Annotated in this window: 24 protein-coding genes and 2 pseudogenes; 16 read left to right on the top strand and 10 right to left on the bottom strand. The window is 67.3% G+C overall.

What is annotated here, in order from left to right:
• Positions 1-48 precede the first annotated feature (48 nt).
• The gene (locus BN4332_RS27620) at positions 49-594 is read right to left on the bottom strand and encodes a TetR/AcrR family transcriptional regulator (RefSeq protein ID WP_066902694.1); all 546 of its coding nucleotides are present in this window, start codon (positions 592-594) and stop codon (positions 49-51) included.
• A gap of 105 nt (positions 595-699) precedes the next feature.
• On the opposite strand from BN4332_RS27620, the gene BN4332_RS27615 reads away from it, so the two are divergent.
• The 4 genes from BN4332_RS27615 to BN4332_RS27600 all read left to right on the top strand — a co-directional run bounded on the left by BN4332_RS27615 (position 700) and on the right by BN4332_RS27600 (position 6,400).
• Positions 700-1,626: an SDR family NAD(P)-dependent oxidoreductase gene (locus BN4332_RS27615; protein ID WP_066902692.1), complete on the top strand. Its 927-nt coding sequence runs from the start codon at positions 700-702 to the stop codon at positions 1,624-1,626.
• Positions 1,627-1,729: 103 nt separating this feature from the next.
• Entirely contained in the window at positions 1,730-2,236 is a 507-nt protein-coding gene (locus BN4332_RS27610; protein ID WP_084459431.1) for a cupin domain-containing protein, read from the top strand.
• A gap of 84 nt (positions 2,237-2,320) precedes the next feature.
• Complete coding sequence (locus BN4332_RS27605) at positions 2,321-4,027, top strand: DEAD/DEAH box helicase (RefSeq protein WP_066902688.1); 1,707 nt, start codon at positions 2,321-2,323, stop codon at positions 4,025-4,027.
• Between the two features lie 117 nt (positions 4,028-4,144).
• Positions 4,145-6,400, top strand: coding sequence for a DUF1214 domain-containing protein (locus tag BN4332_RS27600; RefSeq protein ID WP_084459430.1), 2,256 nt, complete (start codon positions 4,145-4,147; stop codon positions 6,398-6,400).
• Positions 6,401-6,418: 18 nt separating this feature from the next.
• Here BN4332_RS27600 and BN4332_RS27595 read toward each other — a convergent pair whose 3' ends face one another.
• From BN4332_RS27595 to BN4332_RS27565, 6 genes and pseudogenes are all read right to left on the bottom strand, one after another.
• Entirely contained in the window at positions 6,419-7,234 is an 816-nt protein-coding gene (locus BN4332_RS27595) for an HAD-IIA family hydrolase (protein WP_066902684.1), read from the bottom strand.
• A gap of 25 nt (positions 7,235-7,259) precedes the next feature.
• Positions 7,260-8,019: pseudogene (locus tag BN4332_RS35655) on the bottom strand (PH domain-containing protein).
• Positions 8,010-8,993: pseudogene (locus BN4332_RS27580) on the bottom strand (PH domain-containing protein); the annotation flags it as partial. The pseudogenes BN4332_RS35655 and BN4332_RS27580, both read right to left, overlap by 10 nt.
• A gap of 80 nt (positions 8,994-9,073) precedes the next feature.
• A complete protein-coding gene (locus BN4332_RS27575) occupies positions 9,074-9,568 on the bottom strand; it encodes a PH domain-containing protein (RefSeq protein WP_066902679.1) in 495 nt (164 codons plus the stop codon).
• Entirely contained in the window at positions 9,565-10,560 is a 996-nt protein-coding gene (locus BN4332_RS27570) for an HAD family hydrolase (protein WP_066902726.1), read from the bottom strand. Before BN4332_RS27570 ends, BN4332_RS27575 begins: the two co-directional genes overlap by 4 nt.
• Before the next feature lie 45 nt (positions 10,561-10,605).
• On the bottom strand, positions 10,606-11,007 hold the full coding sequence (locus BN4332_RS27565; RefSeq protein WP_066902724.1) for a MerR family transcriptional regulator: 402 nt from the start codon (positions 11,005-11,007) through the stop codon (positions 10,606-10,608).
• Between the two features lie 95 nt (positions 11,008-11,102).
• Here BN4332_RS27565 and BN4332_RS27560 point away from each other — a divergent pair, with 95 nt between their 5' ends.
• Genes BN4332_RS27560 through BN4332_RS27535 form a run of 6 tightly spaced genes read left to right on the top strand, consistent with a single transcriptional unit; the run spans position 11,103 to position 18,385 of the window.
• On the top strand, positions 11,103-12,398 hold the full coding sequence (locus BN4332_RS27560; RefSeq protein ID WP_066902678.1) for a flavin-containing monooxygenase: 1,296 nt from the start codon (positions 11,103-11,105) through the stop codon (positions 12,396-12,398).
• A 31-nt stretch (positions 12,399-12,429) separates the two neighbouring features.
• Positions 12,430-13,353 carry an SDR family NAD(P)-dependent oxidoreductase gene (locus BN4332_RS27555; RefSeq protein WP_066902677.1) on the top strand — a complete coding sequence of 308 codons (924 nt, stop codon included), beginning with the start codon at positions 12,430-12,432 and terminating at the stop codon, positions 13,351-13,353.
• A gap of 2 nt (positions 13,354-13,355) precedes the next feature.
• Positions 13,356-14,543 carry a molybdopterin molybdotransferase MoeA gene (gene moeA / locus BN4332_RS27550; RefSeq protein WP_066902723.1) on the top strand — a complete coding sequence of 396 codons (1,188 nt, stop codon included), beginning with the start codon at positions 13,356-13,358 and terminating at the stop codon, positions 14,541-14,543.
• A gap of 35 nt (positions 14,544-14,578) precedes the next feature.
• Positions 14,579-15,277 (top strand): phosphatidylserine decarboxylase, encoded by a 699-nt coding sequence (locus BN4332_RS27545; protein ID WP_066902676.1) that lies wholly within the window; start codon positions 14,579-14,581, stop codon positions 15,275-15,277.
• Positions 15,274-16,155 (top strand): CDP-diacylglycerol--serine O-phosphatidyltransferase, encoded by an 882-nt coding sequence (pssA, locus tag BN4332_RS27540; RefSeq protein ID WP_066902674.1) that lies wholly within the window; start codon positions 15,274-15,276, stop codon positions 16,153-16,155. Before BN4332_RS27545 ends, pssA begins: the two co-directional genes overlap by 4 nt.
• Before the next feature lies 1 nt (position 16,156).
• Entirely contained in the window at positions 16,157-18,385 is a 2,229-nt protein-coding gene (locus BN4332_RS27535; protein WP_066902672.1) for an AAA family ATPase, read from the top strand.
• A 522-nt stretch (positions 18,386-18,907) separates the two neighbouring features.
• Here BN4332_RS27535 and BN4332_RS27530 read toward each other — a convergent pair.
• A complete protein-coding gene (locus BN4332_RS27530; RefSeq protein ID WP_066902670.1) occupies positions 18,908-19,363 on the bottom strand; it encodes an SRPBCC family protein in 456 nt (151 codons plus the stop codon).
• A gap of 46 nt (positions 19,364-19,409) precedes the next feature.
• Here BN4332_RS27530 and BN4332_RS27525 point away from each other — a divergent pair, with 46 nt between their 5' ends.
• From BN4332_RS27525 to BN4332_RS34705, 3 genes are all read left to right on the top strand, one after another.
• The gene (locus BN4332_RS27525) at positions 19,410-20,144 is read left to right on the top strand and encodes a hypothetical protein (protein WP_066902668.1); all 735 of its coding nucleotides are present in this window, start codon (positions 19,410-19,412) and stop codon (positions 20,142-20,144) included.
• A 112-nt stretch (positions 20,145-20,256) separates the two neighbouring features.
• On the top strand, positions 20,257-21,045 hold the full coding sequence (locus tag BN4332_RS27520; protein ID WP_235654218.1) for an EspA/EspE family type VII secretion system effector: 789 nt from the start codon (positions 20,257-20,259) through the stop codon (positions 21,043-21,045).
• A gap of 33 nt (positions 21,046-21,078) precedes the next feature.
• Positions 21,079-21,396, top strand: coding sequence for an ESX-1 secretion-associated protein (locus tag BN4332_RS34705; protein WP_235654217.1), 318 nt, complete (start codon positions 21,079-21,081; stop codon positions 21,394-21,396).
• 10 nt (positions 21,397-21,406) lie between these two features.
• Here BN4332_RS34705 and BN4332_RS27515 read toward each other — a convergent pair whose 3' ends face one another.
• Positions 21,407-21,991 (bottom strand): TetR/AcrR family transcriptional regulator, encoded by a 585-nt coding sequence (locus BN4332_RS27515; RefSeq protein ID WP_066902665.1) that lies wholly within the window; start codon positions 21,989-21,991, stop codon positions 21,407-21,409.
• A gap of 21 nt (positions 21,992-22,012) precedes the next feature.
• Here BN4332_RS27515 and BN4332_RS27510 point away from each other — a divergent pair, with 21 nt between their 5' ends.
• From BN4332_RS27510 to BN4332_RS27500, 3 genes are read left to right on the top strand one after another with little or no spacing between them, the layout of a single operon-like run.
• Positions 22,013-22,402 (top strand): hypothetical protein, encoded by a 390-nt coding sequence (locus tag BN4332_RS27510; protein WP_066902663.1) that lies wholly within the window; start codon positions 22,013-22,015, stop codon positions 22,400-22,402.
• Positions 22,399-22,893 (top strand): SRPBCC family protein, encoded by a 495-nt coding sequence (locus BN4332_RS27505; RefSeq protein WP_066902661.1) that lies wholly within the window; start codon positions 22,399-22,401, stop codon positions 22,891-22,893. The genes BN4332_RS27510 and BN4332_RS27505 overlap by 4 nt, the downstream gene beginning before the upstream one ends.
• A 60-nt stretch (positions 22,894-22,953) precedes the next feature.
• Positions 22,954-23,403, top strand: a complete 450-nt coding sequence (locus BN4332_RS27500; protein WP_066902659.1) for a DUF1707 domain-containing protein — start codon at positions 22,954-22,956, stop codon at positions 23,401-23,403.
• A gap of 6 nt (positions 23,404-23,409) precedes the next feature.
• On the opposite strand, the gene BN4332_RS27495 is transcribed toward BN4332_RS27500, so the two are convergent.
• Positions 23,410-24,834 carry an FAD-dependent monooxygenase gene (locus BN4332_RS27495; RefSeq protein ID WP_235654216.1) on the bottom strand — a complete coding sequence of 475 codons (1,425 nt, stop codon included), beginning with the start codon at positions 24,832-24,834 and terminating at the stop codon, positions 23,410-23,412.
• Between the last annotated feature and the right edge of the window lie 122 nt (positions 24,835-24,956).

Genomic DNA, 24,956 nt, shown 5'->3' with positions numbered 1-24,956 from the left:
GCAGCGTGCGACTCCACGCGCCACGCCCGGGGCCTTTGTGCGCGCCCGTCACCGCGCGGCGGCGCGCAGTCCGTCGAAGACGACATCGGTGACCCGCTCGGCCACGTCGTCGTTGTAGCTCTGCATGGCCTGGCAGCCGACCATGAGTGTCTTGATCTCGGCGACCGTGACATCGGGTCGTGCCGTGCCTGCGCGTTGCGCGGCGGCGAGCAGGTTCGCGAGGACCGTCATGTACTCGCCCTCGGCCTCGGGCACCACCGATTCGACGTCGATGCCCGAACCGGCGAGCGCGTCGACCAGCCCGCGGTCCTTGGCGCCCCACTGCAGCACCATCGATCGCAGGAAGTCGAAGAGCCCTTCGGCCGGATTCGCGTCGAGCAGGGTGCGCCCCTCTTCGACGATGCTGCCGATCCGCTCGGCGATGACCGCTTGGAACAACGCCTCCTTGGTCGGGAAGTGGCGGTAGACAGTGCCCGCGCCCACCCCGGCCCGGCGGGCGATCTCATCGATGGGGACGGAAAGCCCGTCGGCCGCGAACGTCTCGTAGGCGACCTCGAGTACCCGGGCCCGGTTCCGGGCCGCATCCGCACGCATTCGCCATCACCTCACCACAAACCATTGACAAAACGGGGCGCACGTTCCGTATAGTCGGGACGCAACCGGAGTGGCTACTCCGCTTAGCCCATCTAGGAGTCTCTCATGACGAAATGGACCATCGCCAACATTCCGGACCAAACCGGCCGCACGGCCGTCATCACCGGAGCGAACACGGGCCTCGGGCTCGAAACCGCCAAGGCACTCGCGGCCAAGGGCGCGCACGTCGTCCTGGCCGTCCGCAACATGGACAAGGGCGAGGCCGCCGCCGAGTGGATCACCCGGTCGGTGCCCACCGCCGACCTCGCACTGCAACGTCTCGATCTGGGCTCGCTGGCGTCGGTACGCGAGGCCGCCGACGGGATCAGGACCAAACACGACACCATCGACCTGCTGATCAACAACGCCGGCGTGATGACCCCGCCGAAAGAGAGCACGGCCGACGGGTTCGAGCTGCAGTTCGGCACCAACCACCTCGGCCACTTCGCCTTCACCGGCCTGCTGCTGGACCGCCTGCTGCCGGTGCCGGGCTCGCGCATCGTGACGGTCAGCAGCATCGGGCACCGCTTCGCCCGCCGCGGCATCCGCTTCGACGATCTGCAGTGGGACCGTGGCTACAACCGACTGGTCGCCTACGGCCAGTCCAAACTCGCCAACCTGATGTTCACCTATGAACTGCAGCGCCGCCTGATCGGGCAGCACACCACGGCTCTGGCCGCCCACCCCGGCGGCTCGGACACCGAATTGGCACGCCATCTGCCGGATGCCGTCCAGCGCGCCGTCCCATTGCTGCGTCCGCTGTTCCAGGAGGCCGCGATGGGTGCGTTGCCGACCCTGCGCGCGGCCACGGACCCGAGCGCCCTGGGCGGGCAGTACTACGGGCCCGACGGGCTCGGCGAGCAGAAGGGCCACCCGAAGCTCGTGACGTCCAGTGCGCTGTCCTATGACATCGATCAGCAGCGCCGGTTGTGGGCGGTATCCGAGGAACTCACCGGAGTGACGTTCCCCGTCCTGCAGGACGCCCGGGCCTGACCCCGTTCGCCGATTTCGACACCAGGGCGGCTTCGCCTCGGCGCGAACAGCCCTGGTGTCGATCTCGACGCCACATCACCGCTGCACGGCTAGGCTGGCGATCGTGTCGTTCTGGGATCCCAGGAATGTGCCACCGTATCCCCCGGCCCGCTACACCAAGGACGAGCCAGAGGTCAGCGCCCGGCTGAAGCGGGGTGACGAGCCGCCCGACTACGACTCGTTCGGCAAGGTCAAGTACCACTACCTGGCCAACCAGCAGGACACCGGCGGCGACTACGGCCTCTACCGCATCGACATCAGCCCGCAGGGCGGCGGGCCCGGTCCGCATTTCCACCGGACCATGTCGGAGGCCTTCTTCGTCTTGTCGGGCACGGTCAAGCTCTATGACGGGACCGACTGGCGCGACGGCAACCAGGGCGACTTCCTCTACATCCCGCCCGGCGGCATCCACGGCTTCCGCAACGAGGCCGACGCGCCGACGTCGCTGCTGATGTTGTTTGCTCCCGGCGCGCCGCGGGAGGCCTACTTCGAAGGGTTCGCCCAGCTGGCCGACCTCAGCGACGAGGAACGCGCCGAGTGGTTCGTCAAGAACGACAACTACTTCATCTGAGCGACACGCCCGGCGGGCTCCTGCGGATATGCGCCGACGTAACGCGCTGGCCTAAACTACTTTCCGACTGAGAGGAGTCCTCGGGTGCGGGCTGATGCAGCGCCCAGCACCCAGGCACTGCGGGGCTGGCAGCGCAAGGCGCTGGTGAAGTATTTGACCGCCAAGCCGCGTGATTATCTGGCGGTCGCCACGCCGGGCGCAGGTAAGACGACGTTTGCGCTGCGGATCGCGGCCGAACTGCTCAACGACGGCACGGTCGACGCGATCACCGTGGTGGTTCCCACCGAGCATCTCAAGATCCAGTGGGCCCAGTCGGCCGCGCGCAACGGCATCGCGCTCGACCCGAAGTTCAGCAACTCCAACTCGCAGACCTCGGCGGAGTACCACGGCGTCGTCGTCACCTACGCCCAGGTGGCCAGCCATCCCACGCGACACCGCGTGCGCACCGAGAACCGCAAGACGCTGGTCATCTTCGATGAGATCCACCACGGCGGTGACTCGAAGAGCTGGGGCGACGCGATGCGCGAGGCGTTCGACGACGCGACACGACGGCTGGCGCTCACCGGTACGCCGTTCCGCAGCGACGACAGCCCGATCCCGTTCGTCAACTACGAGCCCGACGAGGGCGGCTTCATGCGCTCGCAGGCCGACCACGTCTACGGCTACTCGGACGCGCTGGCCGACGGCGTGGTGCGGCCCGTGGTGTTCCTGGCCTACTCGGGCGAGGCCCGCTGGCGTGACAGTGCCGGCGAGGAGCACGCGGCCCGGCTCGGTGAGCCGTTGACCGCCGAGCAGACCGCGCGGGCCTGGCGCACCGCGCTGAACCCGACCGGTGAGTGGATGCCCGCGGTGATCGCCGCCGCCGACAAGCGGTTGCAGCAGAAGCGTCAGCACGTGCCCGATGCCGGCGGCATGATCATCGCCACCAACCAGACCACCGCCCGGGCCTACGCCGATCTGCTGACCAAGATCACCGGCGAGGTCCCCACCGTGGTGCTCTCCGACGATCCGAGCGCATCCGATCGCATCAGTCAGTACTCGGCCAGCACCAGCCGCTGGCTAGTCGCGGTCCGCATGGTGTCCGAGGGCGTCGACGTGCCGCGGCTGTCGGTCGGTGTGTACGCCACGAGCGCCTCGACACCGTTGTTCTTCGCACAGGCCATCGGCCGCTTCGTGCGGTCGCGCCGGGCCGGTGAGACGGCCAGCATCTTCCTGCCGTCGGTGCCGAACCTGCTGCTGCTGGCCAGCGAGATGGAAGCTCAGCGCAACCACGTGCTGGGCAAGCCGCACCGCGAATCCGACGGACTCGACGACGCGGCGCTCGAGGCCGCCGAGAAGCGCAATGACGAGAAGAGCGAACTGGAGAACGGCTTCGAGTACCTCGGTGCCGACGCCGAACTGGACCAGGTCATCTTCGACGGCGCCTCGTTCGGCACCGCAACCCCGGCCGGTAGCGACGAGGAAGCCGACTATCTCGGCATCCCGGGCCTACTCGACGCCGAGCAGATGCGAGACCTGTTGCGCCGCAGGCAAGATGAGCAACTCACCAAGCGCACGGCCGAGGCCGCGGTGTCGGGTGGCCCGCCTCCGCCGCGCACCACGCACGGCCAGATCCGCGAACTGCGCCGCGAACTCAACGCACTGGTGACCATCGCGCACCACCGCACCGGCAAGCCGCACGGGTGGATCCACAACGAGCTGCGGCGCATCTGCGGTGGCCCTCCGGTGGCGGCCGCGACCACCGATCAGTTGAAGGCACGCATCGAGGCCGTCCGCGACCTCAAGGCCTGATACCGGCCCGGGCGGAGAAAAAATCCAGTCCCGCCAAACTCGCCCGAAGCTGAACTGGAACTTGTTACAGTCCCCCAATTGCGTTCTGTGACAGCCAGAACAGTTCGGGGAGGCAAGATGACGACGACGTCTGCTACCGCCGGGGGTGCGCGATTCATCGGGCGGGTGGGTGCCCTTGCCGTCGCGCTCGGAATCGGTGTGGCGGTTGCCAACAGCCCGGCGATCGCCGCCGCCGACACCGGCGGATCCGATCCGTCCGGCAGTTCCGCGGGAGCGTCGGACAGTACGAAGTCGCAGAGTTCAACCCCGCAGCGCGGTCCTCGCAAGCCCGGGTCCGAGCCGGGGCAGGGGCTGGCCAAGCGGCTCCGCGACGTGACGTCGAAGGTCGAATCCGCCCTGGACGACGCGAGAGACAACGCGAAATCCGCCGCTCGGTCCGGGGTCAAGCTCAACGAGCGCAAAGCGGCGGCCGGCAACCGGAAATCGGCTGCCGGCGAGTCCGGAACGACCGACAAGATCGCGGCCGACCATGTGCGCCAGGTAGTCTCCCGGGCCGTCACGAAGACCGATGATCCCGCGCCGGAGCGGACAACGCTGGACACCCGGCCGCAGGAAAGCGCCGACACCGAAGTCATCACACCGGTGGAAGCGCTGGCGAACACGGTCAAGACGGTGACGAATCACGTTGCGGATCAAGCGATTGCGGCATTCAAGCCCCGCACCGAGGCCGCCCCGGCACACGTTGTGCCGCAGCTGGTGGCCTCGGTGGTCTCGTCGGAGCGGCTCAATCCGCTGAGTCCGGACCTCCCGGTGAACCCGGCCCACGACATCGGCTTGGCGGCGCTGCTGGGCTGGTCACGTCGGGAGGGCCAGCCGAGCCCGTCGATAAACCTGTTCGGCCGGTCCCAGGAAACAGAACAGGTCGAAAGCACCGTAACCTCGACTGAGGTGACTGCCGGTGCGACGAGCACGCTGGCCACCGAGGAACAACTCGCAGCCGAGCGGGAGGTCGCCCGGATCGTCAACACACCGGCCGTGCAGCTGGCCAAGGTGGTCTTGATGGCTGCCTGGTACGCCGAGGCGTTGCGCAACTTCTCCGCGGTGGGTGGCCCCGACCTGACGAATCTCTCGCAATTGCACCAGGCCACCTCCGAATTCGCCAACCAGTCGGCCACCCAATTTCTGATGCTCGACTCGAACGATCCGAAGTTGCTGCTGCAGGTCAATCCGCCGCGCACCTGGAACGGTCAGGAAGCCAGCGGTACCCGGATCTGGTACGACAACCCCGATACCGTCTACCGATTCACCGGCATCAACGGCGCATCGACATACAAGATCGAGGGCAAGGTCCAGGGGTACGACCCGAATGACCCGACCACCCACCCCACCTCGTCGGGCGCGAACTTCAGCGTGCTCACCGGCATCAACGGGGTCACGGCGGCCAACCTGAGCGGTGAAGAGCTCAGTGTCCGAGACGACGGAACCTTCACCATCGTGGTGAGCCCCGACGCGCCGCCGGCCAACCCCGAGAAGGGCATGAACTACCTGCAGGCCCCGGCCAACTCGACCATCCTGGCCACCCGAAACACGTTGTCGGACTGGAACTCCGACAAACCCATGACGCTGACCATCGAACAGGTCGAAGGGCCGCCCAGCAGCTTGTTCAGCCAGATCGGCGGCTTCGCCATCCCGTTCATCGGGGAGACCGTGGTGAAGAACCCCGCCCTGCTCCAGCTGGTGTCGGTGATCCCGGCGTTCGACCGGGTGCCGCTGCTGCTGTCATCGACCGAGACCGCGCTGCTGATGTTGGTCACCGGGATCAGTGGCGAGAACACCTACATGTCGGTGGCGACCGCCACCGGTGAACCCAACGTGTTGTCCGAGCCCGCACACAACGCCCAGTTCCTCTCGACCCAGCTGCAGAGCGCCGGCTACTTCCAGCTCAAGGACGACGAGGCGATGATCATCACCGTCGATCCGGGCGATGCCGAGTACTTCGTGGTGCCGGTGACCAATGACTGGACCATCACCAACGACACCCGCAATCAGCAGACCAGCCTCAACAACAGCCAGGCCATCAAGAACGCCGACGGCACGTACACCATCGTGGTCTCCAAGAACGATCCAGGCGTGGCCAACTGGGTGTCCACGGGCGGGCTGAACCAGGGCACGATCTCGATGCGGTTCCAGGGCGTGGACCCGGATGCGACGAACATGCCGACGGTGACGACGCGAGTGGTGAAGCTGTCGGAGGTCGAGGGCATCGTGACCGATCCCGACGATCCGAACTACAACCCGGATCAGCTCGACTACGACCGCGCACAGCAGATCGCCGATCGGCAGGCCGGCTACGACCTGCGCTACACGGTGTAGCCCGGTCCGAACCGGCCCTTAGAGGCCCAGGAGCTCCGGCAGATCGGCCACCGAGTCGATGACGTGGTTGGGCTGCATCGCGAATTCGTCTGTGGCCCAACGGTCCAGCGTGGCCTGACGGAACTTGCCGGTGCGCACCAGCACCCCGACCATGCCGACCACCTGGGCAGCGAGCACGTCGTTGTTCAGGTCGTCGCCGATCATGTACATCTCGTCGGGGTCGACGCCAAGCCGGTTGGCGGCCGCCAGGAATCCTTCCGGGGCAGGCTTGCCGACGGCGACGGCCTTGCGACCCGACGTCTCCTCCATGCCGGCCAGGTACATCCCGGTGTCCACCCGCAGTCCGTCGGTGGTGTTCCACGCCGTGCTGCGGTGCATCGCCACCACGGGGACGCCCTGGGCCATCCAGTCGTAGACCCAGCTCAGCGTCAGGTGGTTGTACTCCGGCCCGGCCCCGCCGAGCAGCACCACGTCGGGGGTCTCCGGCGCGCGCGGCCCGCTGAACTCACTCGAGTACACGACGTCGACGCCGGGCATGTCCTCGCCGATCTGGCCGCTGTTGACGAGGAAGCACCGGGCGCCGGGATAGCGGTCGCGCACGTACTCGGCGGTCAGCGCCGCAGCCGTGATCACCTCGTCTGCCGCCACGTCCATGCCCGCGGTGGTCAGCAACTCGGCGATCTCCGCACGGGTGCGGGTGGTGGTGTTGGTCAGATAGGACCGCGCGATCTGGTGATCGGCCAGCACCTGCAACGTCTGCCCCGCACCGTCGATGGGCTGCCAGGAGGTCACCAGCACACCATCGATGTCGAACAACACCCCACCGATAGCCATGCAGCGACATTAAACGCAGGTGATTTCAGCGCAACTCGGGGCCCGCCGGACCCGAGGCCCAGCCGTTGTCGGCTACCCACGGCGAGGCGGCCGCAGCCACGGACCAGGCCTGCGCCGCCGGGATGTCGATCACGGTGTAGCGCTTCTCCCCCGCGGCAGTCGCCGCGATCAGGGTGGCCACCCCGGCCCGGCGCTGAAAGAACGTCTGCCGCACCGTCCATCCGATGATCCCGGCAGCATCCAGGCAATCGCGGCGGCGTTCCAGGCTGCCGGTGCGCGCGACCAGCCAGCCGTCGTGCACCAGATGACCGAGCGACCGGGCCCGGTCCGCGGCGAGCAGGCCGGCGCAACCGGCGACGATCCCCCACAGCACCCNGGCCGGCCGGGGCATCCGCGACGGGCACGGCGTCGGCGAGCAGGATCGCGCGCAGCCGCGGAACCTGCTCGGCCTCGACCGCGTCGAGCGCGAACTCGGTGTCGCCCCTGGCCTCCTGGCCGGTGCTGATCCGCAACACCGTCAGCCCGAGCAGGCGATGCAGCAACCGGGCATCGGTGGACACCGACCGAATCCGGTTGCGCGGCACCGAGAGAACCTTGCGCTGCAGCAGGCCGGTGCGCAGCCGCACCTCGCCCGGTTCGATGCGGTAGCCGGTGGTGAACCACCGTGCCATGCCGACCGCGATGGTCAGGGCGATCGCGGCGATCAGCCACCACGAGTTACCGGTGGCCGAGCCGAGCACCACCGAACCGATGAGCAGCGGAATCTGTTGCAGCACTTCGTGCACNCCGGGCCGTGCGCCACCAGCGGGGCCTCGACCGCGTGGGGATTGTCGATCAGTTCGGCCAGCACCGATGTGGCGGTGTGCGCCGGACAAGGCGGCAGCAGCAGTGACGCCTCGGCCTCACCGCCCACTCCGGTCATCACCGCGTCCAGCCGCGCGCCGCCGAAGGCCCGCACCAGCAGGGGCTCGCGCAAGGTGCCGCCACGCATCCGGCGCATGTCATAGGTGTGCTCGCGCAGTCGCATCAGGCCGTGCTGCAGGTGCAGCACCTCGGCGTCTCTGCGCAACACCAGATTGCCGTAGGTCAGTAAGGACCGCAGCACCGACAACACGACCGACAAGACCAGCACCACCAGCGCGCCGAGTACCAGGCTGAATACGACCCCCAGGCGTTCGGCCGCCGCGTCCCCGTACTGCGCCAGCGGTTCCCGAAGCGCCGCACCCACTCCGGCTTGGTAAACCACCCCTGCTGCCGCGGCGATCATTGCCAGCCCGGTGAAGCTCAGCGGGCTGTACCGCAGCCAGGTCGGCTCCCAGCGGGCCAGCACCCGGCCGGCCGGGGCATCCGCGACGGGCACGGCGTCGGCGAGCAGGATCGCGCGCAGCCGCGGAACCTGCTCGGCCTCGACCGCGTCGAGCGCGAACTCGGTGTCGCCCCTGGCCTCCTGGCCGGTGCTGATCCGCAACACCGTCAGCCCGAGCAGGCGATGCAGCAACCGGGCATCGGTGGACACCGACCGAATCCGGTTGCGCGGCACCGAGAGAACCTTGCGCTGCAGCAGGCCGGTGCGCAGCCGCACCTCGCCCGGTTCGATGCGGTAGCCGGTGGTGAACCACCGTGCCATGCCGACCGCGATGGTCAGGGCGATCGCGGCGATCAGCCACCACGAGTTACCGGTGGCCGAGCCGAGCACCACCGAACCGATGAGCAGCGGAATCTGTTGCAGCACTTCGTGCACCGGGTGCACCAGCAACATGCGGGGGCTCAACCGCTGCCATGGCGGCCCGATGCCCGGCTCCGCCGGCGGCGGCCCGATGGCCGGCTCAGCCGGCGGCGTCATGTGGCGTCCTGTTCACCGATCGCGGCAATATCCGTCAGCTGCGCCACCACCCGGTCGGCCACGTCGGCGTCCAAGGCGACGATGCGCACCGCCCCGGCCGAGGATGCCGTCGTCACGGTCACGTTGGCCAGGCCGAACAACCGGTCCAGCGGCCCGCGGTAGGTGTCCACGGTCTGCACCCGGGAGATCGGCGCGATGCGCCGCTCCTGCACCAGCCAGCCGGTGCGGGTGTACACCGCGGGTGTTCCGGCGCCGACGTTGATGTCCCAGCGGTGCACCCGGTATCGCCAGATCGGGACCACCACGACGAACAACGCCGCGCCCACCACCGTCGCGATGGCGGCCACACCGTGCAGCCACAGCATCCGCCGGTCGAGGGCGAGCCAGAACAACTGCGCCAGCCCCAGGACCGCCCATGGGATGGCGGCACTCAAAGCCCATACCAGCGGCGCCTTGCGGCTGGGCGGGTACGCGGGATCGACGAGGTTCACTTGGCGAACACCGTGTTCCAGTCGTTCTTCATGTCCACGACGGTCCACCCCGCCGGAGCGGCCTCCTGTAGCGCGGTGACCAGCTTTCCGGTGGACGGCGGATCGGCGTCGTAGGCATACTCGCGCTCGGCATCGGTGTGGTGGATCAGCACACCGAGGGTGGGCCGCGGGTTGTCGATCGTGGTGTACTCCAGCATCGCCTGATCACCGTCGCTGTTGCCGACGGCGAGGATGGGCCTGCGCCCGATGAACTCGTGAATGCCGGCAGGCTTTCCAACCTTGTCGTCCACGAACAGGTAGTCAGCGGTTTTGATCAGAACCGGTTTGCCGTCGCGCAGTTCGTATTTCACCGTGGCCGTGGAACCGACCACCTGCTCGGGCGGGATGCCGTACACGCGCTGCGAGAACACCCGCATGAAGTCGGCTCCGCCGCCGGAGACGATGTAGGTACGGAAACCGTTGGAACGCAGGTACTCCAACAGCTGCTGTTGCGGCTCATAGGTCAGCTGGTCATACGGCCGGTCGAAGCGGGGATGGCGGGCAGTGGCCATCCAGTCAGCCACCCGGTCGTCGAACTCGTCGGTGGTCATGCCTAGGTGGCTCAGCCCCATGATGCGCATCAGCCCGTCGTGCCGGTCCCCGGCCAGCAGGGCGGGAATGTCGCCCCGCACCGCGGCCTGCACCATCGGGTCGGCGGCGACATCGGGTTCGGTGGCGGCCCGACGCTTGACCTCGTCCAGCGCATTTGCCAATTGGAACGGCATCGGCGCCTCGGCCCACAGCGTGCCGTCGTTGTCGAACACCGCGACGCGGTCCTCCGGCTCGACGAAATCCGGGGTGTCGGGTGTGGTGACCCGCTGTACGAACCCGGTGATCGAGGTTTTGGCCGGGGTGTCGTTCCACGCGGACAACGGATCTGCCGGGCGGTCGTCCGAAGCGCAGCCGGTGAGGCCCAGCAGCACGGTAAGCAGAACCGCCATCAGGTTGCGCATGGTTTCCACCCTGCTATGGCGCCGGGGTGCCGTCCAGCACCCGGGCTACCGAGCCGGATACTCGGCCGTCATCTTCCGCAGGTACGGGCAGTCCTCGGCGGGATTGTCGTCGGGACAGGTCAGGAGGTGCTCAAGGTGCTCCTTGGCGTTGGCCAGCCGATCCTGTTGCCGCTTGATCTCCCCGAGGCGGTCCCGCACGGCGTCGCGCCAGTCATGGTTACCCGCGGTGATGATCGCCTCTATCTCGTCGAGGCTCATCAGGCCGCTTTCCCGCCACATCTTGATCAGCCCGATCCGGTGAAGTTGGTCCGGGCCGTACAACCGCCAGCTGGACCGGCGCTGGGCCGGACGCAGCAGGCCGCGCGTCTCCCAGTAGCGCAGTGCCGATTCGGCCAGACCGAATCGCCGCGCGGCCGCACCGATGCCGATGAAGTCGTCGTCACTCATGTTCACCCCGCGTTCCCAGTCTTGATCTAAAGCCCACTTGAAGTGCTCTTGTTAGGTCACCCTAACTAACCAAGCGCGGAAAGAAAGGCGCTCGTATGAGCAACGAATACGTCGAGACCGTCATCGTCGGCGCAGGCCAGCAGGGCTGCGGCGTGGCCGGCGCGCTCCACGAAATCGGCCGCGAGGCGATCGTGTTCGAGAAGGGCGAGGTCGGCCAGCGGTGGGCGAACGAACGGTGGGACAGCCTGCTGGTCGGGAGCGGAAACCGATCGATCCGGCTGCCCGGGTGGGATTACGACGGCGACGACCCGCTGGCCCTGCCTTCGGGGCCGCAGGTGGCCGGCTATCTGCGGCGCTATGTGCACGACCGCAACCTGACGGTCCGTGAGCACACCCCGGTGCAGGCCGTCGAAAGTCGGTTCGGCGCGCCCGGCGACGACGTACGGTTCCGGACCCGGCTACACGACGGCGGGACGGTCGAATCACGTAACCTCGTCGCGGCCGTCGGCGGCTACGCCCAACCGCGCAAGCCGATTCTGTCCTGCGACATCGATTCGGCCATCCACCAAACCCATTCGTCCGACTACCGCAATCCCGACGCGCTGCCGCCCGGATCGGTCCTGGTGGTCGGTGCGGGCATCAGCGGCCAGCAGATCGCCGACGAGTTGATCGACGCCGGACGCCGGGTCTTCCTGTCCGTGGGGCGGCACCGAGCGTGGCCCCGGTACTACCGCGGTCGGACCATCCACGAATGGATGCACGTGTTCTCGCTGTACGACGATTTCGTCACCGCCGGCCCCGGCGAGGGCTCACGACTTCCCGGATTGCCGGTGTGCGGCAACCGGCTCGGTACGGCCGAACTCAATCTCGGCACCCTGGCCGAAAAGGGTGTCGTGCTGGTCGGTTCGGCGCGCGGGGCACGGGGCAGTGTGCTCACACTGGCGGACAACCTCATCGACATCGCCGAGGAATCCGCGCTCTCATTCCGTGCGGTGATCAACAAGATCGACGCCGGACTGCGCGACCGCGGCTTCGTCGCACCCGACCCCGCAACTGCACCCGCGGTGAATCTCGATGCGATCGCAGGCTTCGGAACCCGGCTCGACCTGCGTCAGCACGGCATCTCAACCATCGTGTGGTGCACGGGGTTTCGTGCCGACTATCGGATCCTGCCCGCTCATGCGCTCGATGAGAACGGGGTCCCACTTCAGCAGGGCGGCATCCTCGGCGCCCTGCCCGGCCTGTACTACGCGGGGCTGCCCGACGGTAACTCGCTGGCCCGCACCGGGCTGGCCGCCGTCGCGGACAACGGGCGGTTCATCGCCGGCCAGATCCACATCGACCACGTGATGCGGACCCGGTCGCCGGAATCCCTGATCGCAGCGGTGTGAGGCGCAACGGCATCCCCGTAGAGTTCGAGCCATGAGTGCGAACTCCAAGTGGACCGAAGCCGATGTCCCCGATCAGTCTGGCCGGGTCGCGATCGTGACCGGCTCCAATACCGGTCTGGGCTATGAGACCGCGCGTGTGCTCGCCGCCAGGGGCGCGCACGTCGTCGTCGCGGTACGCAACCTGGACAAGGGCCGTCAGGCCGTCGAGCGGATCACTGCCGCCGCACCCAAGGCCGACCTCAAGCTGCAGCAGCTGGATGTGGGCTCGCTGGACTCGGTGCGAGCCGTCGCCGACGAACTGAAGGGGGCGTATCCGCGGATCGACCTGCTGATCAACAACGCCGGGGTGATGTACCCGCCCAAGCAGACCACCGTGGACGGCTTCGAGCTGCAGTTCGGCACCAACCACCTCGGGGCCTTCGCACTGACCGGGCTGCTGTTGGATCACCTGCTCCCGGTGGACGGGTCGCGCGTCGTCGCGGTCGCTAGCGTCGCGCACCGCATCCAGGCCGCGATCCATTTCGACGACCTGCAGTGGGAACGCAGCTACAACCGCGTCGCCGCCTACGGGCAGTCCAAGCTGTCCAACCTGCTGTTCACCTATGAACTGCAGCGCAGGCTGGCCGCCAAGAACGAGAAGACCATCGCGGTGGCCGCCCATCCCGGCCTGTCCAACACCGAACTCATGCGCCATATCCCGGGCACCGGGCTGCCGGGCTACAACCAGCTCGCCGGCCTGTTCACCAACAGCCCCGCCAAGGGCGCGCTCGCCACGTTGCGTGCGGCCACCGATCCAGATGTGCGTGGCGGCCAGTACTACGGTCCGTCCGGTTTCCGCGAGATGGTCGGCTATCCGAAGCTCGTGTCTTCCAGCAAGCAGTCGCATGACGAAGACCTGCAGCGCCGGCTCTGGACGGTGTCCGAAGAGCTCACCGGCGTCAGCTTCCCGGTGTGATGATGCGGACCGTAGAAGAACACCAGAAGGTGGTCGCCGGGCTGATCAAAGCCCGTGCGGCACAGAACCTTCCACTGAATGAGACGCTCGGGCTGGTGCTGGCCGAAGACGTCGTCGCCCCGCTGTCGCTGCCCGGCTTCGACAACTCCGCGATGGACGGCTACGCCGTCGTCGCCGACGACATCGCGACCGCCACCGAGGACAGCCCCGTCCGGTTGCCGGTCGCCGAGGACATCCCGGCCGGTCGTACGGATCTGCTGACGCTGCAGCCGGGGACCGCGCACCGCATCATGACCGGTGCGCCGCTGCCGTCCGGCGCCACCGCCGTCATACCCGTCGAGGCCACCGACGGCGCGACGGACACCGTGACCATTCGCGCGGCCGCGCGGCCGGGACAGCACGTCCGCCGCGCCGGTGAGGACGTCACGGCGGGCACCGCCGTGCTGCATGCCGGTCAGGTGATCAGCCCGGCAGCACTGGGACTGGCCGCGGCGCTGGGGCTGCCGACCCTGCCGGTGCTGCCGCCGCAGCGGGTGATGGTGATGTCCACCGGCACCGAACTGGTGGCCCCCGGCACCGAATTGCAGCCCGGACAGATCTACGAGTCGAACGCGGTGATGCTGGCCGCCGCGGTCCGCGATGCCGGCGCCGTGGCCACCATCGCGCCGATGTCGGCCGACGATGTCGACGCGTTCCGGGCCGCACTGGCCGCACATGCCACCGATGCGGACCTGATCATCACCACCGGCGGGGTGAGCGCCGGCGCGTACGAGGTCGTCAAGGACTCTCTGTCGGATCAGGTCGAGTTCGTCAAGGTGGCAATGCAACCCGGCATGCCGCAGGGCGCGGGCACGGTCGACGGGGTTCCGATCGTCACGCTGCCCGGCAACCCCGTCAGTGCCCTGGTCTCGTTCGAGGTGTTCGTGCGGTCCCCACTGCGGGCCGCGATGGGCCACACCGCACCGGACCGGCCGCGGCGCACCGCACGGCTGACCGAGAACGTGACCTCGCCGCGCGGGAAGCGGCAGTTCCGCCGAGGAGTGCTCGCCGGGGATTCGGTAAGCAGCTACGGTCCCCCGGCTTCCCATCACCTGCGATGGCTCGCCTCGGCGAACTGCCTGTTGGAGATCTCCGAGGACATCACCGAACTTACGGCCGGGTCAGCGGTTCCCGTCTGGGACCTGAGCTAGCGATACCGCCGCCGACCGCACGTAGAATCCTCCCGATGGCCAGACGCCCCGATCTCCAATCCGGACCAGAACGCCTCGCGGCGCTGGTGCGAACCAGTGTTCCGCCGATGCATTCGGCCGGACTGCCCTTCGTCGGCGCCAGCCTCGCCGTGGCGGCCCTGGGCCGCAAGCACCGCTGGGTGCGCCGCGCGGGCCTGTTGGCTGCCGGGGCGAACGCGGCGTTCTTCCGCCACCCGCCCCGCGTGCCACCCACCCGTCCCGGCGTGGTGGTGGCCCCCGCCGACGGGTTGGTGTGCCTGATCCAGGATGCCGTTCCACCGGCCGAGCTGGGCCTGCCGGACGTCCCACTGCCGCGGGTCAGCATCTTCCTTTCGGTGCTCGACGCCCATGTGCAGCGGGCACCGATCGGCGGTGACGTGGTCGCGGTGCAGCACCGTCCCGGCCGCTTCCACTCGGCTGAACTCGAGGCCGCCAGCGAGGACAACGAACGCAACAGCGTCGTCATCCGCACGCCCGACGGCACCGAGGTGATCGCCGTCCAGATCGCCGGGTTGGTGGCCCGCCGCATCGTGTGCAACGCGCACGTCGGCGACAAGCTCGACATCGGGGAGACGTACGGGCTGATCCGGTTCGGCTCCCGGCTCGACACCTACCTGCCCGCGGGTTCGAAACTGCTCGTCACCCAGGGCCAGCGGACGCTGGCCGGAGAGACTGTCCTCGCGGAGCTGCCATGATCAAACCCCGCATGCGACCCCCGTCATTGATCAAGGGCCGCATGAGACCGCCGTCGTTCACCGTGCGGATGCTGCCGAGCGCGATGACGGTGGCCGCGATCTGCCTGGGTCTGTCGGCGGTCAAGATGGCGCTCGACGGCCGGCCCACCGAATCGATGGCGTTCCTGGCGGTCGCGGCGATCCTGGACGCGTTGGACGGCCGGGTGGCCCGGATGCTCAACGCCACCTCCAAGATGGGCGAGGAGATCGACTCCCTCGCCGACGCGGTGAACTTCGGTGTGGCACCGGCTTTCATCGTCTACGGCACGCTGCTGTCGAATTCGCGGGTCGGCTGGATCGTGGTGCTGCTGTACGCGGTGTGCATCGTGTTGCGGCTGGCCCGGTTCAATGCGCTGCTCGACGTGGATCAGCCCGCGTACGAGAAGGAGTACTTCGTCGGGATGCCCGCGCCGGCCGGCGCCATCGGTGCGATCGGTCTGCTGGCCGCCAAGATGCAGTTCGGCGAAGGCTGGTGGACCAGCGAGTGGGCGGTGTCGATCTGGATGATCGGCGTCTCGCTGCTGGTGGTCAGCCGGATCCCGATGCGAAAGATCCACACCTTCTCTGTGCCGCCGAACATGGTGGCGCCGCTGCTCGCCCTCGTCGCGATCGGCGTGGCGGCGTCGGTGTTCTACGGCTACATCGTGATCATGGTGATCATCGTGGCCTACGTGATCCACATCCCGTTCGCGGTGCGCACCAAGAAGTGGGTGGCCAGCCACCCCGAATCCTGGGACGACAAGCCGCAACAGCGTCGCGCCACCCGGCGCGCCATTCGCCGGGCCCAGCCGCATCGGCGGTCGATGGCGCGGCTTGGCCTGCGGAAGCCGGGACGCTGACATGTCCGAGCTCGAGGTCGACGAAGATCCTGCGCTCGGTCATCTGCGCCTCACCGCACGGCTGAACACCTCCGCCCTCGACTCCCGCCGCGGCGTGGTCCGGCTGCATCCGGAGGCCATCGCCGCCCTCGGCATCCGCGAGTGGGACGCCGTCTCGCTGACCGGTTCGCGCACCACTGCGGCCGTCGTCGGCGTCGCCCCGCGCGGCACCCCGACCGGCACCGCCCTGCTCGACGATGTGACGTTGTCCAACGCCGGGATACCCGAGAACGCCACGGTGATCGTGGCGCCGGTGACCGTGTACGGCGCCCGGGCGGTGACCGTCTCCGGATCCCGGCTGGCAACCGACTCGATTTCGTCGGCGACCCTGCGCCAAGCCCTGCTGGGCAAGGTGATGACCGTCGGCGACACGGTGTCCCTGCTGCCACGTGATCTGGGCCCGGGCACCTCGACGTCGGCGGCCACCTCCGCACTGGCATCCTCCGTCGGAATCACCTGGACCTCTGAGCTTTTGACGGTGACCGGGGTTGACCCGGCCGGCCCGGTGAGCATCCAGCCGAATTCGTTGGTGTCCTGGGGGGCCGGCGTTTCGGGTGTTTCGGGCGGTGAGCCGGGCCCGTCCGAATCCACTGGGGCCCACACGGTCACGCCCGCCCGCACCGCACCGGCGGTCAAGTTCGACGATCTCAAGGGCTCCCACGTCCAGGCCGGCAAGCTCACCGAGTGGCTCAAGCTGTCTCTGGACGAACCCGAACTTCTCGAAACCCTCGGCGCCACGCCCAATCTCGGTGTCCTGGTGTCGGGCCCAGCCGGCGTCGGCAAGGCCACCATGGTGCGCACCGTCTGCGCCGAGCGTCGGTTGATCGAACTCGACGGACCCGAAGTCGGGGCGCTGGCCGCCGATGAACGGCTGAGCCGGGTTTCCGGGGCGGTGGCCACCGTGCGCGACGGCGGCGGCGTGCTGCTGATCTCCGATGTCGACGCATTGCTGCCCGCGGCGGCCGACCGCCCTCCGGAACCGGTTGCGGCCTTGATCATCTCCGAGTTGCGCGATGCGGTGGCCACCCGCGGCGTGGCCTTCGTCGCGACATCGGCCATGCCCGTCGGGGTGGATCCCCGACTGCGCGCGCCGGATCTGTGTGACCGTGAGCTGGCCCTGACCCTGCCCGACGCCACCACCCGCAAGGCGCTACTGGAGGTGTTGCTGCGCGGCGTTCCCACCGCCGAGCTAGATCTGGGCCAGATCGCCGACCGCACACCAGGTTTCGTGGTCGCCGATCTGGCCGCCCTGGTCCGCGAGGGCGCCCTGCGGGCCGCATCCCGGGCCAGCGCCGACGGCAACGAACCGGTGCTGTGGCAGGAGGACCTGACCGGGGCGCTGACCGTGATCCGGCCGCTGTCGAGATCTGCGGCCGAGGAGGTGACGGTCGGCTCGATCACGCTCGATGACGTCGGCGACATGGTCGAGACCAAGCAGGCCCTCACCGAGGCGGTGTTATGGCCGCTGCAGCATCCCGACACGTTCCAGCGCCTGGGCGTGGAGCCCCCACGCGGCGTGCTGCTCTACGGACCGCCTGGCTGCGGCAAGACGTTCGTGGTGCGCGCGCTGGCCAGCTCGGGTCGGCTCTCGGTACACGCCGTCAAAGGCGCTGAGCTGATGGACAAGTGGGTCGGCTCGTCGGAGAAGGCGGTACGCGAACTGTTCGCCCGTGCCCGGGATTCCGCGCCGTCACTGGTGTTCCTCGACGAGATCGACGCACTGGCACCCCGCCGCGGGCAGAGCTTCGATTCCGGCGTGACCGACCGCGTGGTGGCGTCACTGCTGACCGAACTCGACGGCATCGAACCGATGCGCGACGTGGTGGTGCTGGGCGCGACGAACCGTCCAGACCTCATCGACCCCGCCCTGCTGCGGCCCGGCCGGCTGGAACGATTGGTCTTCGTCGAACCACCCGATGCCGACGCCCGACGTGAAATCCTGCGCACCAGCGGCAAATCCATTCCGCTGGCCGCCGACGTCGATCTCGACACCCTGGCGTCCGAGCTGGACGGCTACAGCGCGGCCGACTGCGTGGCGCTGCTGCGCGAGGCGGCCCTGACGGCGATGCGCCGGTCCATCGACGCGGCCGACGTCACCGCGGCGGATGTGGCCAAGGCCCGCGAGACCGTGCGGCCGTCCCTGGATGCCGCGCAGGTGCAGTCGTTGCGGGAGTTCGCGGCCGGGAGGTAGAGAGTCTCCGACCGTGGCAGCGGCCGGCCGACAACGCTGCCAAGCCGCGGGCCAGCCAACCTACGCAAGCCGACCCGTCCCGCGCGAACTGTAGGGGCCGATCCGCCATCCGACCCACGATTCACATTTGCACCTACTGTCACCGAGCCGAACGCGCTACCTGATCTGCCCGCCTATGCGCGACAATCGAGCGACAATCGCCTCCTGAGCCACTTCGGTATCAGCCACCCCACAAGCGTTTGTCGCACCAGCCACTGACGCAACGAGCACCTCATGAGCCTCCTCAGTCCAGTGCCCGCCTTCTAGCGACTCTGTCGCTAAAAGGCGGGCACTACGAAATCTGTTGCACACGAGGCTAAATGGCGCGAATGTGACGAGAGTAGAGAAGCGGTCTGCGACAAATGCTCACCATTGTTGCCCATGTGGCGATTGTCGCTGGATTGTCGCGCATAGGCGGGCACAACGACGCGCGCGCCGAGCTGTGAAAGTTGAGGTGGATGCGCCGAAACAGATACCGGCGGTTTATGTTTCGGCGAGTGCAGCCAACCGATCGATGGAACCCCGCAGCTTGTCGGCGGTCGTGGCCCGTGCCCGCACCAAGCGCTTCTCGTCCGTCAACTGCGACCAGTCATACGAGTGGGTGACCAAAGTTCTGTTGTCGCCCAATGGTTCCAGCTCCCAGCGCCACAGGTGGCCCGGGGGTTCCTTACCAACCTCCGACGGCCGCCACGCGATCCGCCGGCCTTCCTCGAACTCCACAATGTGGTTCTGACGGTCACTGCCCTGGGTGATCGTCATGACGAACACATCGCCGACTGCACGAACCCGCTGTCCGGACGGAGCCTGCGCCAGGTTGTCGTTGCCATCCCAGCGAGGCTGTTGGGACGGGTCGGCGATCAGCTCGAAGATGACCTCCGCCGGCGCGGCGACCTCTCGACTTGCTGCGACAACCCTTGAAGCTCCGGCCGTATCATCCATGAGCCAAACCATACCCACATATCGGCGGGGCCAGACGAGGGGCGAAGTGGAAACGTTCACCAGGAGATTCGGAATCGGCCTTTCGGCAATGCTTGCCGCTGTCTGTTGGATATGGGCAGGCTTCGCAGCTATCCAGTTCTCCCTCATCACCGTCATCGTCGCCTTAGGGCTATCACTGACATGCTTCTATCTGATCTCCGTATTGCGTGCGTCGAAGGACGTCTCCGTCCAGACATCATTCGACGGCGCAGGAACGGTCATCCGTCCCGATGTCCGTATCACGAAGAACATGCACAGATTGCTTGTCGCCGGAACGCTGTCCATGGGGCTCATGTTCGCCGCATGGGTCATTGGCGTCCTCTATCTACCGCTCGGCGATGTCCGGCACGTTTTTCCTATCGCCTTCGGGGCCGCAGCGGTACCTATGGCATGGCTCTGGCTCAAAGATTCAACACAGGGCGGACTGAGTTATCTATTTCTCAGCCCTGACGGCGTCGAATTTGCGGGATTTATTGCGCCGAAGTCTGCAAAATGGGAAGACGTCAAAGGAATCGCTGACAAATTACCGAACGAAGAACGTTTTTGGAATCCAATGGTTGTCACCCTAAAAAATGGAAAGGCACTGTTGATGGAAGCACCCGGGACGTATACGCCAAAAGGAACGGCACTTATCGAAATGGTCCGCTTCTATTGGCAACATCCCGAGCAACGGGACGAACTCACGGACGGTCGCGCTCTGATCCATCTGCCGATCCCCCGGGCCGATCGACCCGAGCCCTGACCCTACGTCCCACTAGACGCCACCACCTGAGGTTTTGGCCGAATTTTGGTGCATTCTCACAGTTCTCGATGGTGTTAGGATCGCCGACGAGCCGAGCGGATGGGATCTTGATATGAGCGTCGGAGCCTTCTATTACCTACAGGGTAATTACGCTTACGGTATCGCCGACCACGCTAATGGCGCGAAGTCGAGCGTGCCGTGGGCCATGGCCGGAATCGGTACCGATCTCATGTCAATGGGGCAGCTAGTTGCCACTGAAGGCGCGCAGTTGATGGCCAAATCGGCAGCCGCGTCAGGCGCGGCATCCTCCGCAGAAAGCCTCAAGAGCTTCGCTAAGGGCGCTGGAACGCCCATTATCAATGCAGGACTTGTCGCCCTGACCCTCGAAAGCAACATGTTGGGGTTTGGGCGGCCAGAGGACGGTGAAAGATTCACCCGGGGCGCAGACCAATTCATGTCTGCCAACGCATCCCTACTGCAATCTGCACCCCCTGACGATTGGACCGGGGACGCGTCCAACGCCTACGGTGACCGCAACAAAGAACAACAGGCCCGCACAGCCGACATGTACTCCAAGGACATGGCGATCCAAAAGGTGCTGGCCGAAGAAGCCGGCCAGGTCGACAACACGCGCGAATTCGTGTCAAAGCGCCAGACGATACTGAGCGCCGCCATCGCGCCCGCACTGGCTGCCAAGCTCATACCGTATGGCGGACAGGTCATCTCAACCATGATCGAGATCGCCGCGGTCTCCGGTACGGTCCCCTTCGCTACCCAACGAGTGTCCCTGATGACCGAACATGCCGGCGAGCACGCGCGCACGATCAGAGGAATCACATCGGAGTACCAATCCATCGCGTCAAATGCCGAGATGCCAGGCGGCGGATTCGGTCCCGCTTAACTTTGCTCGAGCCCTACCGACGAGAGGCTGCCCATGACCCAACCGGCACTCACCGTATCCGATCAGATCCGCTCGAAGGCCACACCTCAGCAGCAAGCTGCATCGCAGATCGAGATGGCCAAATCAGCACCCGATGGAGCTTCCGGCCACGTTTTCCAGACCCACGGCCTAGTGTGCTCGGCCACCGCGTTGGCATTGCGATCGGCAGAGTCGGCGCGTCGCGAAGCCGCCGAGAAGATGCATCTCATCTCGACAGACCTCGCCGTCAAGCTGAACCAGGCAGCCACCGATTACGTCAGCACCGACCAGCAACAGGGTGACAACCTCAACGGCCAGATGCCTCCGCGTTAAGCGAGCCACGTCACCCGACCGTCAACAACTTCCGCACCGCATCGGCCAGGTCTTCCTCGATCCACGGCGGTAACTCGGCATCGTTGGCATGGCGACGCACCACCGCATAGGGCAGGTCGACCACGGCCCGGGCCATCGCATCCATCGTGCGGGCGTCGTCGTTGCCGAAGATGGCGCGCGCCAACTCGCGTAACCGCTCGATGAGGGGCGCGTTCATCGCCGACAGCGTCGCGTTGAACTCGTCGTCGGGTGCGCCGTCGAGCAGGTCTCTGGGCCGGATGGTCAACAGCAAGCGGGCATCGTCGGGGACCTCGCGGGCGAACCCAACGGCAGCCACACCCATAGCGACCGCCGCCTCGACCGAGTCATCCCCGGCCGCCGCCATCGCCCGGGACTGGAACCGCTCGAGCGCCCGCAGCCAGGCCGCGGTGAGCACACCGTTGCGGTTGCCGAATCGGTGATACAGCGTGCCCGCCGGGGCCCCGCTGACCTTGGCGATCGCGGCAACGCTTGCCGCCCTGGGCCCTTCCGCGAGCACGAGCGCCCGCGTGGCATCCAAGATCGCATCGGTCTCATGCTTCCGCGGAGGTGCCATGATCTAGTACAGTCCTTCTATATGGAACGTTTACCCTATATCGATGAGCATGCCATAACCGTCGACGCCGACGCGGCAACGACATGGGCGGCAGTCCTGCGCACGCTGTGCAGCGACCCGGCCGAGCCGCGGGCCCCGCTCGGATTCGCGATCGGCGAGTGCACCCCACGAAAACGCCTGATCCTCAAGGGCCGTCACCCGTTCTCGATCTACGAATGGGTCTTCGAGCTCGACCACCTCGGCCCGCACCGCACCCGGGTTCGCTCGCAAACCTGGGCCGCCTTCCCGGGTATCCACGGAAAGGTCTACCGCGCCCTGGTGATCAGCTCTGGCATCCATGTGATCGCGGTGCGCCAGGCCCTCAAACGTATTGCGGGGCAATTGCGCCCACGCCCGGAGGTGATGGCGTGATCCTGAATTGGGGCGCCACGGCGCAGGAACAACAAAGCGCCCTACCGTGCGACGCCCTCGCCCCGGGCGCCACCGTCAGCGCGGACCGCGCGATCAGCATCGACGCGCCGCCGGCAACGGTGTTCGCCTGGCTCTGTCAGTTGCGCGTCGCGCCCTACAGCTACGACTTGCTCGACAACCTCGGCCGGCGCAGCCCGCGCATCCGAGATCCCGAACTCACGCGACTCGAGGTCGGCCAGAAATTCATGGAGATGTTCACCTTGCGCTCGTTCGCCGAGGTCGAGCATCTCACGCTGCAGTCCGGGAAGGTCACCGTGACGTACGCGGTCCGGAGCAGCGCCGAGGGCACGCGCTTACACGTCAGGATCCGTTTCGAGGGCCCGCGGATCATCGGCTGGGCGCTGGCGATGGGCGATCTGGTGATGATGCGCAAGCAACTGCTCACGCTGCGCGAACTGGCCGAACGGGAAGCGGCCAGGACGGCATCTTGACGGTGACAAGTTCTAGTGCGAGAGTGTAACTAGTCACCGACTAGATTCACGGGAGTTGAGATGGCCGACACCGCCCTACACACCGTTGAAACCGCCCGCGCCGGCGATCGGGAGCGCGAACGGACCGCCAATGACCTGGGCCAGGCCCTCTCCCAGGGCTACCTGACCATGCCGGAATACGAAGACCGGCTTCAGGCGACATTCCGCTCCCAGACCACAGAGGAACTGCGTCGACTCGTCGCCGACCTGCCGGTCAACCGGCTGCGGCGGAACGACCCCCGCCGCCACGCCGCCCAACAGCGGGCTGCCCGGCTGAGCGTCCGCATTCACCTGGCCGCCTACCTCGCTGGGTCACTGCTCATGCTCGGCATCTGGCTGGCCGTCGGCCTCGGCGGAGGCGGGTGGTACTTCTGGCCGGTGTGGCCGATGATGGGCTGGGGCATCGGCGTTGTGTCCCATGCCATTCCGGTGTGGGCACACGGTTCGACGCACCCGGGACGGATCGGCTGACCCGCCTCACCCTGACGCGGACGTCCAGTGCGCAATCGCGGCACGCACCTCGGCGGGATGCGGTAACCGCTCGCTGGCCCACGCGACATAGCCGTCCGGCCGGACGAGTACCGCATCCGGCAGCTCGGGCCGATTGTCGACCGCCTGCACCACGTCGCAGTCACCGACATCGACCGGCGCGGCGGTCACGAGCACAAACTTCCCGGCCCGCAGCAACTCGTACAACCGTGTTCCACCGCAGTTCACATCGGCCATCCGACGTCCGACCAGCCAGTCCTCGCCCTTGGAGCGCGGATAGGCGATACCGATACCGCTGAGCCGCTCGGCGAGGAAACGCCGGGTCCGCGGAATACGCAGCACGATCCCCAAGATCATCACCCGCACCCGCCGGGTGGCGGCCGAACTCAGCACCACCTGGTTGAACGCATCGGTCAACCGCAGCACGGCGGCGCCGACGGGATGGCGTTCGCGTTCATAGCTGTCCAGGAGCCAGGGCGGCGCCTGGCCGCGGACGGCCAAGGCCAGCTTCCAGCCCAGGTTGAACGCGTCCCCGAGCCCGGTGTTCATCCCCTGCCCACCGAGCGGGGAGTGCACGTGCGCGGCATCGCCGGCCAGGAACACCCGACCTGACCGGTAATGCCGGGCCTGACGGCGCTCGCTGAGGAACCGTGAGCTCCAGCGCATCTCGGTCATGCCGTAGTCGTCGCCGGCGATCCGGCGGAACGCGTCGCGCATCTCGTCGAGCGTCACCGGCTCCTCCAGCGGCGCCTGCTCGCGCAGCCGGTCCCACGCGATGGCGCGAAACCAGCCGTCCCCGAACGGGACGAACAGCACAACGCCCTCGGTACTCGTTTGGGCGAACAGTGTTTCCTCCGGCGGCGAGGCCAACCGGACGTCGGCGAGCAGGATGTGGGTCTCGTACTGTTTGCCGACGAAGTCGATGCCGACCAGCCGCCGTACCGTGCTGTGCGCTCCGTCGCAGCCGACCACGTACTCGGCGCGCAGCGTCTCCCCGCCCGTCAACTCCACGTTCACCCCGGTGTCGTCCTGGCGCAGTCCCACCACCTCGGCACCCCGGCGCACCTGGACACCGAGTTCGCCGGCCAGGGCCTCCAGGACATGTTCGGTGCCGCTCTGCGGGACGATCAACACCATGCCGAACCGGGTCGGCAGCTCGCTCAGGTCGAGCGTGGCCCCACCGGGCGGGGCCACCGATGCCACCTTGAGACCGCGGTCCAGCAACTCGTCGACCAGTCCGCGGCCGTCGAGCAGTTCCAGGGTCCGCGCATGCACGGCGAACGCTCGGGTGATGTTGGGCGTCGAGGTGCGCTCCTCCAGCACCGTCACCGGCACCCCGCCCAGGGCGAGCTCGCAGGCGAGCATCAAACCGGTCGGTCCGGCGCCGACCATCAGAACCCCATTGGTTGCCACGGCAATTCACCCCCTGCCGCCGCGACTGCTCTGCAGCCTGATCGTATCGACAACGGCCCACGTAGAATGGGCAACCAAAGCCCGAAAGCCATACAAGGCTGACACCCCGACCCCAACCCGAT

The organism is Mycolicibacterium houstonense (genome assembly GCF_900078665.2).
Taxonomy (GTDB): domain Bacteria; phylum Actinomycetota; class Actinomycetes; order Mycobacteriales; family Mycobacteriaceae; genus Mycobacterium; species Mycobacterium houstonense.
This window is presented reverse-complemented; position numbering and strand designations above follow the sequence as displayed.

Coding starts and splice junctions, on each gene's coding strand:
- BN4332_RS27620 (WP_066902694.1), bottom strand. CDS start 594: ATGCGTGCGGATGCGGCCCGGAACCGGGCCCGGGTACTCGAGGTCGCC.
- BN4332_RS27615 (WP_066902692.1), top strand. CDS start 700: ATGACGAAATGGACCATCGCCAACATTCCGGACCAAACCGGCCGCACG.
- BN4332_RS27600 (WP_084459430.1), top strand. CDS start 4,145: ATGACGACGACGTCTGCTACCGCCGGGGGTGCGCGATTCATCGGGCGG.
- BN4332_RS27595 (WP_066902684.1), bottom strand. CDS start 7,234: ATGGCTATCGGTGGGGTGTTGTTCGACATCGATGGTGTGCTGGTGACC.
- BN4332_RS27570 (WP_066902726.1), bottom strand. CDS start 10,560: ATGCGCAACCTGATGGCGGTTCTGCTTACCGTGCTGCTGGGCCTCACC.
- BN4332_RS27565 (WP_066902724.1), bottom strand. CDS start 11,007: ATGAGTGACGACGACTTCATCGGCATCGGTGCGGCCGCGCGGCGATTC.
- BN4332_RS27560 (WP_066902678.1), top strand. CDS start 11,103: ATGAGCAACGAATACGTCGAGACCGTCATCGTCGGCGCAGGCCAGCAG.
- BN4332_RS27555 (WP_066902677.1), top strand. CDS start 12,430: ATGAGTGCGAACTCCAAGTGGACCGAAGCCGATGTCCCCGATCAGTCT.
- moeA (WP_066902723.1), top strand. CDS start 13,356: ATGCGGACCGTAGAAGAACACCAGAAGGTGGTCGCCGGGCTGATCAAA.
- BN4332_RS27545 (WP_066902676.1), top strand. CDS start 14,579: ATGGCCAGACGCCCCGATCTCCAATCCGGACCAGAACGCCTCGCGGCG.
- pssA (WP_066902674.1), top strand. CDS start 15,274: ATGATCAAACCCCGCATGCGACCCCCGTCATTGATCAAGGGCCGCATG.
- BN4332_RS27535 (WP_066902672.1), top strand. CDS start 16,157: ATGTCCGAGCTCGAGGTCGACGAAGATCCTGCGCTCGGTCATCTGCGC.
- BN4332_RS27530 (WP_066902670.1), bottom strand. CDS start 19,363: ATGGATGATACGGCCGGAGCTTCAAGGGTTGTCGCAGCAAGTCGAGAG.
- BN4332_RS27520 (WP_235654218.1), top strand. CDS start 20,257: ATGAGCGTCGGAGCCTTCTATTACCTACAGGGTAATTACGCTTACGGT.
- BN4332_RS34705 (WP_235654217.1), top strand. CDS start 21,079: ATGACCCAACCGGCACTCACCGTATCCGATCAGATCCGCTCGAAGGCC.
- BN4332_RS27515 (WP_066902665.1), bottom strand. CDS start 21,991: ATGGCACCTCCGCGGAAGCATGAGACCGATGCGATCTTGGATGCCACG.
- BN4332_RS27510 (WP_066902663.1), top strand. CDS start 22,013: ATGGAACGTTTACCCTATATCGATGAGCATGCCATAACCGTCGACGCC.
- BN4332_RS27500 (WP_066902659.1), top strand. CDS start 22,954: ATGGCCGACACCGCCCTACACACCGTTGAAACCGCCCGCGCCGGCGAT.